The sequence below is a fragment of the Tenacibaculum sp. SDUM215027 genome, assembly GCF_050566205.1.
Taxonomy (GTDB): domain Bacteria; phylum Bacteroidota; class Bacteroidia; order Flavobacteriales; family Flavobacteriaceae; genus Polaribacter.
Window position 1 is genome coordinate 222,544 of the sequence record NZ_JBNXUE010000004.1, and the last position, 16,181, is coordinate 238,724.

A 16,181-nucleotide genomic window follows, 5' to 3' on the forward strand; every position below is an offset into this window, starting at 1 on the left:
AATTACACAAGTTTAAAGCGGCTTTATTTTACTGAAAATCAAATACTTATATTAAAAAACAGATATAAGTGTCCTGTCCGAATTTCTTCAGATTATTAACTCCCTGGTTGTTAGTTATGTAGCATTTTACATGTTGATTTCAAAGACTTGAAATTTTTTATAAAAAAAGCGTCCAAATTATATAATTTGGACGCTTTTAGTGATTTTATACTACAATAACCTTATTGATAACTCCATAAAAATCGCTTTTGAGCGTCCGATATTTGTATGAATTGCATTAGCATAGGTTAAAATTTCGTTTTATTAATTTATAAAATATGTGAGAAGCTTCATTCTCTTTTTTTCTTTCTTAAAATGCCTATGGCATTGGTAATATTTCTACTACTATTCCATATACATTCTTAGTCCATCCGTTTATCCTTCCATGATTGTTTCCTATTTGCAAACCTCTTTTATTGTTTTTTCCTTTTACAAGGTGCGTAAAACAGTTTCCACGAACTTTGCAATAAACAATATCGCCAACCTTACAATCTTCCCAGTTTATTGGTTTTAGTTTTACAGGTTGTTTAGATTTTAAAATAGGTAACATGGAATTACCTGGCTCTTTTGAAATAATGGTTTCTCCATTATTTAATTTTTGAATTTTCCAATTCATTAGTATTGTATTTTATAAATTATGTAAAACACTATTGCCTTACATATCTCATAAAATTTCTAAGCCATTTCAATGAACTGCCGCAAATATGATATTTTTAATTGATTTTACCTATTAGATTGATTTTAAATTAAATGTTTCTATTTTAATTAACTCTTTACTTTATTACCAAAGTGGTTTCAAAGAAACCTTTCTGATATCTATTCCTATAAAACGAGATGTCCAACAGTCAGCAACTAAAACTCCTATTTCGGAATTACACTTTGGACAAACTTGGTTTAATGTACTGAACTCACTTGGTCCACAACAGCCTTGAAACCTTATTGATTCTTTATGGTCTTTAAGCAAAATACTCTTTGTATTAATTAAATAATCTATAGGTATTTCAAAATTATAACCAACCTTTGAGGCTTCTATATATTTACCATTAGGTAACAATTCTGATTCATCAACAAATTTAATCTCATCAAATTTTGATTCTTTTAGAGTATTGATAGTTAAAAGGTTATTACAATTTTTACAGTATAGTTTCATAATTTATCTTTTATTTCTATTTTTTATTTTCCAAGGAGCGTTCTTTTGCCAATCTCCTGCCATAATACATCCATAAGGCAACACTTCATCTATCACTTCACCTAAACCAAATTCTTCCATTTGGTTACGCACTGTTTCAGCATTTTTATATGCTGATGGTAACTCAGTAATATCTATTTCGTTAGAAAAGAAACGTATATCTAAGCCTTTGGTTTCTTCTTTAAGTATTTCTTCAACGGTTCCTTTTTTACTTTTTCTATGCTGTGTCCTACTCATATTCCTTCCTGCTCCATGTGGTGCAAATCCTAGATTCCTTTTGGTTGTTTTACCTTTTACAATTAACACTGGTTCACTCATATTTAACGGAATCAATCTTGGCCCCGTAATATCTGGCATAAACTTAGGGTCTAATGGTGTTGCTCCTTTCGCATGATAAAACAAATCCCCTTCTTTAAATACAAAATTATGCTCATTCCAAAATCTATTTTCTTTTTCAACTCCTAACTTCTCTAAAGTTGCATCATGTAATACTTCATGGTTCTTTTTAGTCCACTTTCTTATAATTTGCAATGCTTTCCAATAATTTTTCCCTTCTTCTGTATCAAATGGAATCCATGCATTTTGCTTTAAACTTTGTGGTGATAATTCTTTTCTAAATTGTTCAGCAATATACATTCCTCTTTTATATAAATTCGCTCCAAACCCTCTACTTCCATGATGGGTTACCATCATGGTATTTCCTGTTTTTTTAGAAGTGCCAATAAATAAAAAGTGGTTTCCATCTCCTTGCGTCCCTAAATGACTTCTAGCTACTGAAATACATTTTTGGTTATTTAAAAATGGATTTGCTTCTATTTCAGTTAATAAATCCATAGGAAAACGAAACTGTGTACTTCTATCTCTTCCTCCAGAACCAAAATGTGTAATACTATGAGCAACATCTAATACTTCTTTAGGGTTTACTCTTCCTAAGTCTGTTAGCATTACTGAACAACAAATATCAGCACTATGCATTCCTGGATGAATGGCATTCTTAGCAACCACTACACCTCCTACTGGAATGGTTCCTGTTGATCCCGTTGGACAAGCATCAGGCATAATAGCACCATTTACCAATGTTGGTGTTTTCATTAATACTTCCATAGAACCAATTACTGAATTCACATTTGTTTCTTCTAGCTCATTTTCTGCTTTAATATTTATATTAAAGTTCGCTGGTTTTTCTAACAAAGGTATTTGAGGCGCTGGTCTATACTGTTCTAAATATTCCAGTATTTCTACTTCAGTTAACTCATTAGAATTGATATATTCCATCGCTTCAGGAAACCATTTTCCTGATTTAAATCCCATTTCAATTAGCTTTTTTCCATTAATTTTCATCACTTTAAATTTTAATTATTGTTCACATAGCAATTTTCCCTCTTAAACGACCTCTTTTTCTTAATCACACTGCAAATATTTTACTTTATTACGCAATCTTTTTGCGTACCAAAAAAGAATTTGTCATTTTTACTAAAAAATTATAAAATGGCTTCTAATAAAAACGCCCTAATTCGATACAAAACAATTGATCAATGTCTTCGAAATACAATGCGTACTTGGACTTTGAATGATTTAATTGATGCTTGTTCTGATGTTTTGTACGAATACGAAGGAAAAGATATTTATGTGAGTAAAAGAACCGTTCAGTTAGATATTCAATTGATGCGTAGTGATAAATTAGGGTATAATGCTCCGATTGAAGTCTATCAACGTAAATATTACCGTTATGCTGAAGAAGGATATTCTATTATGAATATTCCTGTGACTGAAAATGATGTGAAGGTAATGAATGACGCTATTCAAGTATTACGTCAGTTTAAAGACTTTTCTTTATTCAAAGAAATGGATGGAGTGCTACAACGTTTAGAAGATTCAGTATACTCTTCTCAAAAAAACAATAGAGCTATTATTCATTTAGATAAAAACGAACAGCTAAAAGGCTTGTCTTTTATAGATCCTTTATACAATGCTATACAGGAAAAAAAAGTATTAAAGATAAATTATCAGTCTTTTAAAGCAGAAAAAGCTAGCACAATAACCTTGCATCCACAATTATTAAAGGAGTTTAATAATAGGTGGTTTTTATTGGCACTCGTTAAAGGTAAAGAAACAACTTTAGCTTTAGATCGTATAAATTCTGTAGAGGAAGTTGAAAACACAACATATATAGATAAAGCTATTAATGGAGATATTTATTATAAAGATGTTGTTGGTGTAACAGTTTCAAACACTAAACCACAGCGTATTGCTTTTTGGGTAGATAAATCAAATACTCCTTATGTTATCACAAAACCTTTTCATAAATCTCAAAGGTTAATAAAACATACAGATGACGGGGCTATCTTCAATATTTTAGTAATTCCTAATTATGAATTGGAACGTTTAATTTTGGGATTTGGTAATAGCATAGAAGTTTTGAAACCTGAAAAACTTAGAAAAAGAATGATTCAGAAACTTGAAGACTCTCTAAATAGATACGCTATTAAAAAGTAGATGTAGTTTTTATTCTTTTAACACAACAAAAAAGCGGACTTTTAATCCGCTTATATTATTTAGTATTGTTAATTACCTGAAGGACAACCACCTGGTAAATGACAGCACCAATCGGTACTAGAATCTGCACTGAACTCACATTCTGTAATACCTCCACCTCCGTTAATAGCTTTTTGTTCTGTTTTGTTTAGGGAAGTACCTAAATTTGTGATCTTTTTTAACATTATATAAAGTTTTAAGTTCTTCAAATTTAAATAACTACAAATAATAAGAAGAGTTAAAAACCATAATAGAGTTACGGTAAAACCATAATTTTTTATTTATAGAGCTTAGCCATGAACAGATTTACAATCCTTTTCGGCATTTTAGGTATATTCTTACTTGCTGGAATCCGTATAATTTTTGAGTATAAGCGGGCTATTAAATTTAGATTTGGTAAATACATTAAAACTTTAAACCCTGGTTTTAGATGGATTATTCTATTGAAACCATTCAGATTGTTGATATTCGGGTGATTACTTTTAATATAGATTCTCAAGAAGTAATGACCGAAGATAATGTGGCTTGTAGTATAGCAGCGGAGAAAAACTCAACAATACTATTCCCGTTCCCAGAAGAAATGATGCCCAATCAAGAAAAGAAGTCTAAATAGAATTCTTAATAACTAATAAAATAAACACCTATACCCACCCGTCTTGATATTTAAATAGGTACTAGTCATCATATAGTTTCAATATAAGATATATTTCCATTAAACCACTTCTTTATGGTTGTCATAGCTGTACCATCCATATTAGAAAGTGATAAAATAACTAAATTATCTTTCGCTCTTGAACAACAAACATATAATAGATTTTTACTTCGGTTAAATCTGTTTTTATTTACTGTACTATTTGAAAATACATCATTAAATTTATACTGATTCCATGAACTATCATCAATTACAACAAGTACATTTTCAAATTCGGTACCTTTAACACTATGCTTTGTTGAAAAAGGAGTTAATTCTTCTATGTAATTATAGAATGGAATAAACTCATTATATTTCAATTTCATTAAAGATTCATAAAAATTCTTTTTAACTTCATTTCCTTCATCCTCTAATTTATCTATAAACTCTATCATTTTAATTGGTTTAACTAATAAATTATTATCAAAGACGAAATTAAAAACTTCTTCAATTGATTTATTTTTTCTCAACTCAATTAAATTTTTAACTAAATCATTTATGATTTTTTTGTCATCATGTTTATTAATTTTGTAACCTGAAATACCGAGAAGTTTAATAAACTCTCCATATTTTTTATTTTCAAAAAACTCTATTAGCTTTTCTATTTTATTCAAAATAAAACTTGCAAAAATATCTTCTTTATTTAAAAGTCTATCTCTTCCCCATCTCCCTAATATTTGATATGTAGATAAAAGACTTTCATATTCTAACTTATTAGCTATTCCACGATGGGTTAGCATCAATATTTTAGTTTTTAAAACACCATCTTTACCTCTTTCAAATTCCCACCCCTTATTTTTTAAAAAACTAATTGTTTTTTCATAATTTTTAGGGTTATTTAGGTCGTTATTACAACTTAGAAAGGAAACACTTCCTTTTTTGTTATTACCAGCAGCATTTTGAATTAATTCTGGTCTAATAGCATTTAGCAAATCAATTACTTTTTGAGAACACCTATAATTATCTTTCTTTGTAACATTTATTATTTTTTTGTCTTCAATTTTACCTATTCCTTGGTTATAAATTTTTTGCATTGAATCTCCAAAAAATCCTAAAGTAATGTTTCCTATATTCTTAGTTAATAAATCATCAACTAATAATTTTACCGTTTTTTCTTCAGTATCTTGATACTCATCAATGAATATATAAGGGAATTTATTTGTTACTATTTTTCCTATCTTTGGATATTTATTAAATATTCTAGATGAGAATTTTATAACATCTTCATGTGTGATTCTTCCTTCTTCAAATTTTCTACCGTATTGACTATATTCAATAGTCTTTGTTTTTAATAAATTTTTGAGGTCGTCAATTGGATTTCTGCTTTCTTCATCATTATACTTCAAAACCTCTATTTTTAACTCTTTTTGATAACTTTTGATAACATGCCATAAAAATTCATGGATTGTTGATGCTAAAACTAAAGGATGATTATCAATTCGCTCATTAATCTCATCTACTGCTACATTTGTGTAGGTTATGCAAGCTATGCCCTTGTTTGTTTCAAATAAAGATTTTGACTGTGTGTCAATTAGATACTTTATGCTTTCTATCAATGTTCTTGTCTTACCAGAACCAGCACCAGCTTCTAATAGAAAGCTTTTTTTATTATCTAATAATTGTTTGATTTGTCCTAATACTTCCATTATTTTGCTAAAATTTCATCTTTTTCTAACCATGTAAGCCCTTGGTTAATATATTTGGGAACATTCCAGTTTTCCATCATCATTATATCAAAAGCAAAGTCTGTTTTATTTTTAGATATTTTTTTAGCAATCTCGTATGCATTTTTATAAATTTCTTCTTTACTCTTGCCTTTAAATCTTTTGCCTATTATTTCTCCAGAAGCATTAGTTAATTCTTTAGCATTTGCAAGTATAAAAGCATCTTCAAAACTTCTACCACACTCTTCCTTTTTATTACCTTTTTCAGGTATTTGATATGTGACTCTTATTCTTTTATTATTAGTATATTTATGTTCTTCTTTCAAACTTATCAATTCATCAAGCAGCTCTTTTTTTGGAAGCCATTTCTTTAGAATAGCATTACTCGTTTTATCTCCTTCATTTACTTTACATGCCTTTTTACCTTTTTTCTTTTTACTATTAATAGAATCAATGTCTGTTATTATTAACGTTTTTATATTTAAGAACTCCAAAAATTCTTTAAATCTATGTGCATAAGCTCCACCTACTTCAATTACTGAAAGATATTGTGAATTTAATTTTTTAAACTTTTCGCTTATGATTTCAGATAACAATAATCTTTCAACTGTACCTTCTACCATAATTACCTTATCTGCAAAAAACATATCACAATTTTTCAAAACTAAATACTGTTTTAAAAACTTAATAGTTTCTGGTTTTTCATCTTTTATTTCATTTTTAAAATCAGATAAATTTTTAATTTTCAACCCATTAGAAGTGTTGTCAAAATACCTTATCCCTTCGAATGAACCTTTTTCTACTACATGAGAAGAGTGGGTTGTTATAATAACTTGCACATTCCAGTCATGTTTTTCTTTAATAAAATCATTTATATTTTTTATAAAAACTTGTTGCATTTGAGGGTGAAGATGTGCTTCTGGTTCTTCAATAAAAATCAATTGAAAATTGGGTCTAGGTTCTCTTTTATCATAAGCTTCATAAAAACTTATAAATTGAAGAATCATATATATCAAATTACTATAACCTAAGCCATTATATGATTCTGGCAAAATACTTGCATCTTGATTATAAAATAATTGAGTATTACCTTTTAGAATACTTTCAGCATTAAATAATGATTTTATAATTAGTTTTTGAAGTGTTACTCCGTCTTCAATTCCAAACTTCTCTAAATCTTTAAAGACTCCTTTAAACAGCTTTTTATAGTTTTTATCTAATTCATTTGAAAATTTATTTAATAAACCTTCAATAGTTTTAACATCTTCTTTAAACTGCTCTTTATTTAATCTATAATAATTTTCAAACCCTTTTGATAATCTCTTATTTTTATCTTTAGTTTGGTCATCAAGGTTTCTTTGGGCATATATAAATTGAGTTATAAACACATTTTCTATAAGGGATTTCCGTTCAATTTCTCTGTAATTATCTATATCATCTTTGTCTATTGAATAAAATTTGATAGTATAATAATTCTTTATATTTTGCTTTACATACTCTAAAAAATCATTATTAAAATCTGCACTATTCTTTATAAATTGTTCTATAAAAGCTTCTTTTTCATTTATACTAAAGAGACATTTTATATAGGCATCCTTTCTTTCTTCATCTAAATCCATTATGAATTCAGATAATGAACCTAATTTACCATCATCTTTTTCATCATAAACAATATAAATTCCTAATTCAATAGAAGGTAATAAATTCTTATATAACTTTTCTAATTTATCTTTTTCTTCACCCTCATCTAAGATTAGATATTCATTGTATTTCTTAATTGCCTCATTAAATTTTATATGTGAACTAATTGAAAAATCTTCAAAAATAAATGTAGAATTCTCATAGTTAAAGAAATTGTTAAAAACCTCTATAACAGAAGTTTTACCACTATTATTCCTTCCAACAATTAAAGATATTTTATCATCAAGTGAAATTTTAATATCTTCAAGTAATCTAAAATTTTTTATCTCTACATTTTTTATTTTCATTCTTTATGGTATATAATTTTCCTTCAAGTGTTGTATGAAGAAGTATTTAGAAATATCGTTTAAGCAATTAATTAAGGAGAGTTTAAATATAATAAAACTTTACAAGGATTGTATTACGGATTTCCATAGTTATCAATGAATTATGTACGACTTTTACTGCTAACCAACTTTATCGCAAAAAAATGTTCCACTAAAATTTCTAAAACTTTAATGGAACATGTTTAAAAAAAGTCAACAAAAACTATTGTTTTTAGTTATCAGTTCTTTTTATTTAAAACAATTTCTTTGCTATCTACGGTTTCAAATAAATCATGAAGAAGGTACTGTAACGAGCTAGGAGTTACTTCTTTTAAGTAGTGTAATAAATCCTTAGTTGTAGCATATCTGTTCGTCGTTGTTTTTATTTTTCCGTTGTAGGTATTCCAATCTTCAATAAATCGTTGTAACGCCAAATTCACCTTATCCTCTCCAATCTTATCTTGTAATATGTACATTGCCAAAGCACCTTTGTTGTAATACACATAGTCTTGATTTCCTACCAATGCTAAAGAAGGTTCTGGCATTTTAATTTTCTTTCGTTTTCTATGATACGCTTCATCTTGATAGGTTAAAAACTGCGTTACTTTTTCCTTCGGATAATTGTTTTTTAAAACCATTAAGGCTCCATATTGTGCTAAGGTTTCTAAAATCATATGCTTTCCTTGTACATTGGCTGCTTCTACTTGCATTCCCCACCATTGATGCGCTACTTCATGCGCTGTTACATAAAAAGCCATGTCTACATCTTTTTTGTCGTCAATATCCAACACAAAACCAATTGCTTCAGAAAACGGAATCGTACCTGGAAAAGATTGTGCAAATTCTGCATACCTAGGAAACTCCATAATACGTAATTGCTTATACTGATACGGACTGAAATGAGTACTAAAATAATCGAGCGACTTTTTCATAGAATGTATCATTCTATCTAGGTTATAATCATGTTTTTTGTGATAGTAAATTTCCAAATCGACTGTTTTGTCTTTAGAAATCCACTTATCCTTTAAAGTAACATATCTTGCGGAAACAACGCTATAAAAATTAATCATTGGCTGGTTCATTTTATAATGAAAATAGTTACGTTTTCCTTCTTTCCATTGTTTAATTAGGTTCCCTGGAACCACCGCTGTTTGATCTGAAGCTGTACCTATAATCATTTCGAAATATATTCCGTCAGAATCACTTCCTGAACGTGCATTTACAAGTTCATGAGTATCTTCCCTCCTAACCTTATTCAATCTTGGTTTTAGCTGAAATTTTGCTCGTTCGTCGGTATCTCGAAGTTCATACTTTCTATTGTAGCCTATTGTGGGAAATTCCTCATTGTTAAAAAACGTTCCGTTGTGCACAATATGAGTTTTTATATTTTCATCGGTAAATCCTTTTGGTTTATAGGTTTGTTTGAAACTCATCTGTATAGAATCGTTAGGTTGTAACTCTTTAGATAAGGTGTAAACAGTATATTCAAATGGATTATACTCTGTCTTTTCTGTCGTAATTCCTTCAAAACTTAGAGAGTCTAGCTGTACATGAGATGCGATTAGTTTTTGAATGTGAATTTCATTGATAGGTTTATCAAACGTATTTTTCAACATATAATAACCTTCAACTTCATAAGCTCTCCTATTAGGATATAGTTCTACTTTTAAATTTACTGATGTAATCTTTGGTTGTGGAAGGTATTCAAAAGGTTTTAATGTCTTTTCATACTGAACTCTAAACGCTATTTCTTCAGCATTTGTCCAATAATCATTAAGAATATTTGTGTTGTAAAATATATAACTTCCTATACCTATAAAAAACATACTTATAATCATTACGTATCGTATCAAAGGCTTAGTTATACGGATTTTTAAGGCTTTTACACGTTTTATAAGGGTCGTTCCCGAACCTCTTGTTATTAATAGTGAACTTATAAGTAACAGTAGACTACCAAACAGAAACCAATATGTTTTAATCCATAAATAAGGTTGTAAAAAGTGTCCGTAACCATTCATTTCAGAATATGTGCCTAAAGTTTTTCCTCCAAACTTGTATAAGCTATGCTGAAATCCTAAATATTCTGAAGCAATATTTGCGATGAAGAACAGGAGTACTAAAAAGATACCCACAAATTTATTATTACTGATGGCTTGGAAGAAAAAAGCTACAAATGTGTACAGAATTAAAAAAGGTAATATTTCTACAAAGAATCCGAAAAAATATACATCAAGCTCAAATTGATAGTATCCGTTAGCTACCTGAAAGAGGATTCCTGTTACAATCAAACTCAACATCAATACTATGTAAATAACAATAAGAGCAATAAACTTACTGGTTAAAGCAATTGCATCAGAAATAGAAGTAGCATCATATATTAAATTCAACTTCACAGCACGTTCTTTCCAAATAAGTTCCCCTGAATAAAATATGAGAATGATGATGAAAAAGTACATCGACATTTCTTGTAGTTCTTCTACTATAAAATAGGTTGTAGGGTAACTATCTACATCGTATACTGTTCCTAAATTCACAGAATTAATTAAAATGATGACGATTCCACAAATAGCAATTGTCCAAAATGATGTTTCTTTTAATAGTGATTTGACATAAAATTGAGAAAGCTTTAGCAATTGTATACACTGTGTTTTAAAATTATAGTTGATATTTATTTTAGGAATCTGATAAGCTGTTTTGTGATGTTTTTTAAGCTTCTTTTGTGTTTTTACACTTTTATGTTTTGGCACTTTGGTTACTAAACTAAATGAAAATTTACGGTAACCTATTAGTAAGACAACTATCCCTAACACACTCCAAAACAACTTATTGTACAACACCACCCCGTTAAATGGTATATTTAACACACTACTTTCTACAGCTGATAAATCCTTAGCTACCTGTGTTAATGTTGTTAATGAAAAAGGATCTAAAACTGCTTGTAAAAACTCGTTTGTTACCGCTTTGGTTAGTAAAAAGACCACAAATAAAATAATACCTTGTGTGTAAACAACTAACAATTTTCTACTCAACATTCCTGATACAAAAAATAGGCAAGCTCCAAAGAACAGTATGGGTAAAACAATAATTGTAAACGATCGTATATAAGTAGCAGCGTTAAACGGCAGCATATCTTTATGCCAAGGCATATACTCACCCACCATCATACCAAATAGTATTCCGCTAAAGATGATTAACAATACAGTAAAAGAACCTACAAATCGTCCTAATAAATAATCGCGCTTTTTAATAGGATTTGTAAACAGCAATGCTTCTATATTATACTGATAATCGCGAAGTATGGGAACTCCCATAATCATAGATGCCATAATCATAAAAATCCCCGTAATGGCTCCCATGGTTTTAGCAATTATTAATGGACTGTTTTTTTTCATCAACCCTATTTCTACTCCTTGAAAAACAAAATCAACACCAACCATTGAAAACAAAAAGAGAAATACAAAAAACACATACGTTTCTGGGCGTTTAGCTCTATATTTTAGTTCAAATTTGAATATTTCGTACCACATAATTTTACTTGTATTAATAGTTATTAATTTGTGAGAAATACACATCTTCTAATCCAGCAGGTACAGAGGTAAACCCATTTTTAGGGTCAGATTCGCTCAAAATATTTATGATAGGTTTTCCGAGGAATAATTTTTCATTAATAACAGTGTACTCTTGTTTATACTGATCTAACTCTTGCTTTTTAATTGTTTTTTGATACACTTTGCCTTCTAGGTTTTCTATAAGCTTTAAAGGACTCCCTTTTAACACCACTTGCCCTTGATTGATAATAGCCATGTTGGTACATAATTCTTTAATATCATCCACAATATGTGTTGATAAAATGACTATTGTGTTTTCACCAACTTCACTTAATAAATTATAAAACCTATTGCGTTCAGTAGGATCTAATCCTGCAGTAGGTTCATCAACTATCAGTAGTTTAGGACTGTTAAGTAAGGCTTGGGCAATACCAAAACGTTGTTTCATTCCTCCTGAATATCCTCCAAGATTTCGTTTTCTTACTTCATAAAGGTTTGTTTTATGTAAAAGAGTATCCACTAGTTCTTTACGCTCACTTTTATTAGTCATACCTTTTAAAACAGCGAAATGATTGAGCAGTGCTTCCGCGGATATTTTGGGGTATACACCAAATTGTTGTGGTAAATAGCCTAGTACTTGTCGTAATTCATCTTTCTGCTTTATAATGTTTATTTTTCCCAGAAAAATAGCTCCGTTATCTGCTTCTTGTAAGGTAGCAATGGTTCTCATCAGAGTTGATTTTCCAGCTCCATTAGGTCCTAATAACCCAAACATTCCTTTAGGAATATCTAACGATACATTTTGTAGTGCTTTGACACCATTTGCATAGGTTTTACTTAAATTTTTAATAGTTAAACTGTTCATTTTTTTGAGTGTTTAATTGATATTGAACAAACCTACCCATACAGCTTCGACTATTAAAAGTTATGTGATGAACCTACAGTGTAATGTGATACAAATAGTACTCTGAGACTATAAAAGTATTTTGTCACAGTTAGTCACATTCTCATCCCTATAAAAGATACGTTTATCAACTAATTTGTGAGGCGTTTTTTATTTGACTAATATTGACTTATGAATTTTAAAATTACAGATAGAAAGAAGACTATTATAAAACGTATTTATAGAATAGCACTTGTTTTAACAGGTATAATCATTGTGCTTTTTAATGATACTTTTGGTAAGCAAGAAGGCTTTGCTGAATTCATTACATTATACTTTCTAGCTATACTTGTAAGTATTCTTTATTGGGTATTTAAACAAATAAAATTGATTATTCGATTGAAAAATGAAAAAACGAAGACTGAACTGATGCATTTAAAAAGTCAGGTAAACCCTCATTTCTTTTTTAATATGCTTAATAACCTTTATGGTTTAGTAGATAAAGATGCTAAAAAAGCGCAAGAGCTTATCTTAAAACTTTCTGACATGATGCGTTATAGTGTGTATGATGGTGAAAAAGACACGGTTTTACTTTCTGAAGAGATTAGGTATCTACAAAACTATATAGAGCTTCATAAAATGCGCTATCATAAAACTATTGACATTCAATTCAATATTGATGTTGCAGATAACGATTATAAAGTGATGCCTTTGCTTTTTATTATTCTTTTAGAGAATTCTTTTAAGCATGGTGTAGAAAATTTAAGAAACAATGCGTATGTCTACTTAAATTTAACGGCTCACAATAATGCTATATATTTTGAAATTGAGAATAATTTTGATGCTTCGGAAGAAAATCAAGATAAAGGTATTGGTTTACAAAACTTAAAAAGAAGATTAGAATTAGTGTATCCTAAAAATCATACACTTACTACTTCTAAAACTGATGGTATTTATTACGCTAAATTGAATATTAAAAACTTATGATAAAGTACATCATTGTAGACGATGAACATATTGCTCACGATATTATTAAGGGCTATTGCGATTTATTACCAACTATGGAACTTCAAAAACATTGTTACGATGCTATTGAAGCTTTAGAATATTTAAATAAACACCAGGTAGATTTAATTTTCCTTGATTTAAACATGCCAAAACTAAAAGGCTTTGAGTTTTTAAAAACATTGGCTTCTCCTCCTAAAGTAATCGTTACCACAGCCTACAAAGAGTTTGCGCTTGAAGGTTATGAACTTAACATAGTTGATTACTTACTTAAGCCTTTTGGTTTTGAACGCTTTTTAAAAGCTGTAAACAAAGTTATTGGCACCCCACAAAAAACTCAAGTACAAAATACCTCTGAAAATAGTACTGAAACACCGAGCAGTATTTTTCTTCGTAGCAATAAAAAATACATTCAAGTTACGATTGACACTATTCAATATATTGAAGCTGCAGGGAACTATACCAAGGTAATTACCACTAATGATACCATTACTATAAGAGAAAAAATATCTAATGTATTATTACTACTACCAGAAAATGATTTTTTACAAGTGCATAAATCATTTGCAGTAACCAAAAGATATATTAGTAGTATAGAAGGTAATAGAATTTTTATAGGAGATCATAGTATTCCTATTGGAAAAATGTACAGAATGAATATCGATAAGTTATTGAGTTAAAACTTAAAGGAAGTTTTATTCCGTTTTATTTGCCCTATTAGTCCCCTACACTCTTCGTTTTTTACAAGATAAATTAGTTTTAAAATCTCTTAACAAAACTTTAACGACTATAAAAATAGTTTTATTACTATAATTATAGTTGTAGTTATGAAATAATACTATATTTGCCCTATGAATGAACTAACAAAAGCCGAAGAACAAGTAATGCAATATGTATGGAAGCTAAACAAAGCCTTCCTTAAAGATATTGTAGAACAGTTTCCAGAACCTAAACCTGCTTATACAACTATATCAACCGTAGTACGTGTTTTGGTGAAAAAAGAATTTTTAAAATTTGACACTTTTGGTAAGGTGAGACAATACTATCCTGCTATAACTAAAGAAAACTACTTTAAAAAACATTTTAGAAATGTTATTGGAAGCTTTTTTAGTGGTTCGAAAAGTAAATTTGCTTTGTTTTTTACAGAAAATGAAGACTTTGACCTTACCGAGCTAGAGGAAATTAAAAGTCTTATCGAAAACAAAATAGAAACATTAAAAGAAGAGAATGACTAATTTTTTAATTTATCTAGTTCAAAGTAGCCTTGTATTTTCTTGTTTATACCTGCTCTATATCATGGTGGGTAGTCGAGTAACTTTTCACCAGATTAACCGTTTTTTATTGCTCTTAATACCTGTTGTAGCTTTGTTAGCTCCCTTATCCTACTTGCTAACATTTGAAATTCCATCAACTATAATTAAAATTCCTCAGTTCAATGAATTTGTAGGAAATAGCGAAACTGTATTAATGGACACGGTTGAAGAAACAAGTACACAAACATATGATTTTAAAACCATCATTTTCGGTTTATATTTGTTAGGTAGCTCATTGGTATTCTTTCGAATGTTACATTCACTTTGGTTATTATTTCAGTTAAAAAAGCAATCAGAAGTTACAACAGTTAACAACAAGCTTCAACTCATACATACCAATGATACCAGTACTTTTTCTTTTTTTAATTGGATCTTCATTTCTAAAGATGTTCACCCTACAGAAAGTGCGTTAATAATAGCACACGAAAAAGCACATGTACGTTTAAAACACTCTATAGATCTGCTACTTGCTGAAACCTATGTTGCTTTTTTTTGGTTCAATCCACTAGTGTATATGTATCGAAAATCGCTAAAATCTATACATGAATACCAAGCAGATAGTTGGGTATTAAACGGAAACACTAAAACATCTAACTACTTACAAGTTCTTTTACAAAATATTGAAAAAGAAACCGCAACTTCAAATAGCCTATACAGCTATTTTAATCAACCAGTAATCAAAAAGCGAATAGATATGATCACAAAGAAGCCTACGGCTAAGGTGTACAAATTCACCTACTCAGTATTCATTATGGGTGCTGCAAGTCTTTGTTTGGCATTTACGAAGCCAAACACAACTGAAAAACTCTTACCTAGTGCAACACCTCAATTAACTAAGGAGTTTGTTCTTGACCCTCCCACTCTTTTTCCTGTGCAAGGAAAAAGTAAAAAAGACATCAGCAGTTCATACGGAAAGAGACGAAATCCGTTTAAAAAAGGTAAAAAGATGATGCATAATGGCATTGATATTAAAGCTCCAATAGGAACACCTATTATTGCTTCTGCAGATGGAGTTATTGCCAAAGCAACTGACCAAGATAAATGGGGGAATTTAATTGTAATTAAGCATAGCGATGGATACCAAACATGGTATGCACACCTACAAAAATTCAACGTTACAAAAAATCAATCCGTTAAAAAAGGAGATATTATTGGTTATGTTGGGAACACAGGGGCATCTTTAGGATCACACTTACATTATGAAGTACATTATAAAGAGCTGCATGTAGATCCTATAAACTTCATTAAAGAATAATTTACAACAAAATAAAAACTGCTTAAGGGTTTCCTTAAGCAGTTTTATATTAA

The 16,181-nt window shown here is 29.5% G+C and carries 14 protein-coding genes; 6 read left to right on the forward strand and 8 right to left on the reverse strand.

Annotation, left to right across the window (positions count from 1 at the left end; translation table 11 throughout):
- Positions 1-358: 358 nt before the first annotated feature.
- From ACQYZ7_RS11035 to ACQYZ7_RS11045, 3 genes are all read right to left on the reverse strand, one after another.
- Positions 359-655, reverse strand: coding sequence for a S26 family signal peptidase (locus tag ACQYZ7_RS11035; RefSeq protein ID WP_208857159.1), 297 nt, complete (start codon positions 653-655; stop codon positions 359-361).
- 165 nt (positions 656-820) lie between these two features.
- Positions 821-1,189: a hypothetical protein gene (locus tag ACQYZ7_RS11040; RefSeq protein WP_430729801.1), complete on the reverse strand. Its 369-nt coding sequence runs from the start codon at positions 1,187-1,189 to the stop codon at positions 821-823.
- 3 nt (positions 1,190-1,192) lie between these two features.
- Positions 1,193-2,569 (reverse strand): RtcB family protein, encoded by a 1,377-nt coding sequence (locus ACQYZ7_RS11045; protein ID WP_430729802.1) that lies wholly within the window; start codon positions 2,567-2,569, stop codon positions 1,193-1,195.
- A gap of 147 nt (positions 2,570-2,716) precedes the next feature.
- Here ACQYZ7_RS11045 and ACQYZ7_RS11050 point away from each other — a divergent pair, with 147 nt between their 5' ends.
- Entirely contained in the window at positions 2,717-3,724 is a 1,008-nt protein-coding gene (locus tag ACQYZ7_RS11050; protein ID WP_430729803.1) for a helix-turn-helix transcriptional regulator, read from the forward strand.
- A gap of 68 nt (positions 3,725-3,792) precedes the next feature.
- Here the strand turns inward: ACQYZ7_RS11050 and ACQYZ7_RS11055 are convergent, their stop codons facing one another.
- Positions 3,793-3,948 carry a hypothetical protein gene (locus ACQYZ7_RS11055; RefSeq protein ID WP_430729804.1) on the reverse strand — a complete coding sequence of 52 codons (156 nt, stop codon included), beginning with the start codon at positions 3,946-3,948 and terminating at the stop codon, positions 3,793-3,795.
- 245 nt (positions 3,949-4,193) lie between these two features.
- On the opposite strand from ACQYZ7_RS11055, the gene ACQYZ7_RS11060 reads away from it, so the two are divergent.
- On the forward strand, positions 4,194-4,376 hold the full coding sequence (locus ACQYZ7_RS11060) for a hypothetical protein (RefSeq protein ID WP_430729805.1): 183 nt from the start codon (positions 4,194-4,196) through the stop codon (positions 4,374-4,376).
- A gap of 68 nt (positions 4,377-4,444) precedes the next feature.
- Here the strand turns inward: ACQYZ7_RS11060 and ACQYZ7_RS11065 are convergent, their stop codons facing one another.
- The 4 genes from ACQYZ7_RS11065 to ACQYZ7_RS11080 all read right to left on the reverse strand — a co-directional run bounded on the left by ACQYZ7_RS11065 (position 4,445) and on the right by ACQYZ7_RS11080 (position 12,537).
- Positions 4,445-6,100 (reverse strand): UvrD-helicase domain-containing protein, encoded by a 1,656-nt coding sequence (locus tag ACQYZ7_RS11065; protein ID WP_274639906.1) that lies wholly within the window; start codon positions 6,098-6,100, stop codon positions 4,445-4,447.
- Entirely contained in the window at positions 6,100-8,106 is a 2,007-nt protein-coding gene (locus ACQYZ7_RS11070; RefSeq protein WP_274639907.1) for an ATP-dependent nuclease, read from the reverse strand. The genes ACQYZ7_RS11065 and ACQYZ7_RS11070 overlap by 1 nt, the downstream gene beginning before the upstream one ends.
- A 257-nt stretch (positions 8,107-8,363) precedes the next feature.
- Positions 8,364-11,651 carry a M1 family aminopeptidase gene (locus ACQYZ7_RS11075; RefSeq protein ID WP_430729806.1) on the reverse strand — a complete coding sequence of 1,096 codons (3,288 nt, stop codon included), beginning with the start codon at positions 11,649-11,651 and terminating at the stop codon, positions 8,364-8,366.
- 13 nt (positions 11,652-11,664) lie between these two features.
- Positions 11,665-12,537: an ABC transporter ATP-binding protein gene (locus ACQYZ7_RS11080; protein WP_430729807.1), complete on the reverse strand. Its 873-nt coding sequence runs from the start codon at positions 12,535-12,537 to the stop codon at positions 11,665-11,667.
- 210 nt (positions 12,538-12,747) lie between these two features.
- On the opposite strand from ACQYZ7_RS11080, the gene ACQYZ7_RS11085 reads away from it, so the two are divergent.
- The 4 genes from ACQYZ7_RS11085 to ACQYZ7_RS11100 all read left to right on the forward strand — a co-directional run bounded on the left by ACQYZ7_RS11085 (position 12,748) and on the right by ACQYZ7_RS11100 (position 16,128).
- Positions 12,748-13,542, forward strand: coding sequence for a sensor histidine kinase (locus ACQYZ7_RS11085; RefSeq protein WP_430729808.1), 795 nt, complete (start codon positions 12,748-12,750; stop codon positions 13,540-13,542).
- On the forward strand, positions 13,539-14,240 hold the full coding sequence (locus tag ACQYZ7_RS11090) for a LytR/AlgR family response regulator transcription factor (RefSeq protein ID WP_430729809.1): 702 nt from the start codon (positions 13,539-13,541) through the stop codon (positions 14,238-14,240). The genes ACQYZ7_RS11085 and ACQYZ7_RS11090 overlap by 4 nt, the downstream gene beginning before the upstream one ends.
- 171 nt (positions 14,241-14,411) lie before the next feature.
- The gene (locus ACQYZ7_RS11095) at positions 14,412-14,795 is read left to right on the forward strand and encodes a BlaI/MecI/CopY family transcriptional regulator (protein WP_430729810.1); all 384 of its coding nucleotides are present in this window, start codon (positions 14,412-14,414) and stop codon (positions 14,793-14,795) included.
- Positions 14,788-16,128, forward strand: a complete 1,341-nt coding sequence (locus tag ACQYZ7_RS11100; RefSeq protein WP_430729811.1) for a M23/M56 family metallopeptidase — start codon at positions 14,788-14,790, stop codon at positions 16,126-16,128. The genes ACQYZ7_RS11095 and ACQYZ7_RS11100 overlap by 8 nt, the downstream gene beginning before the upstream one ends.
- Positions 16,129-16,181 lie beyond the last annotated feature (53 nt).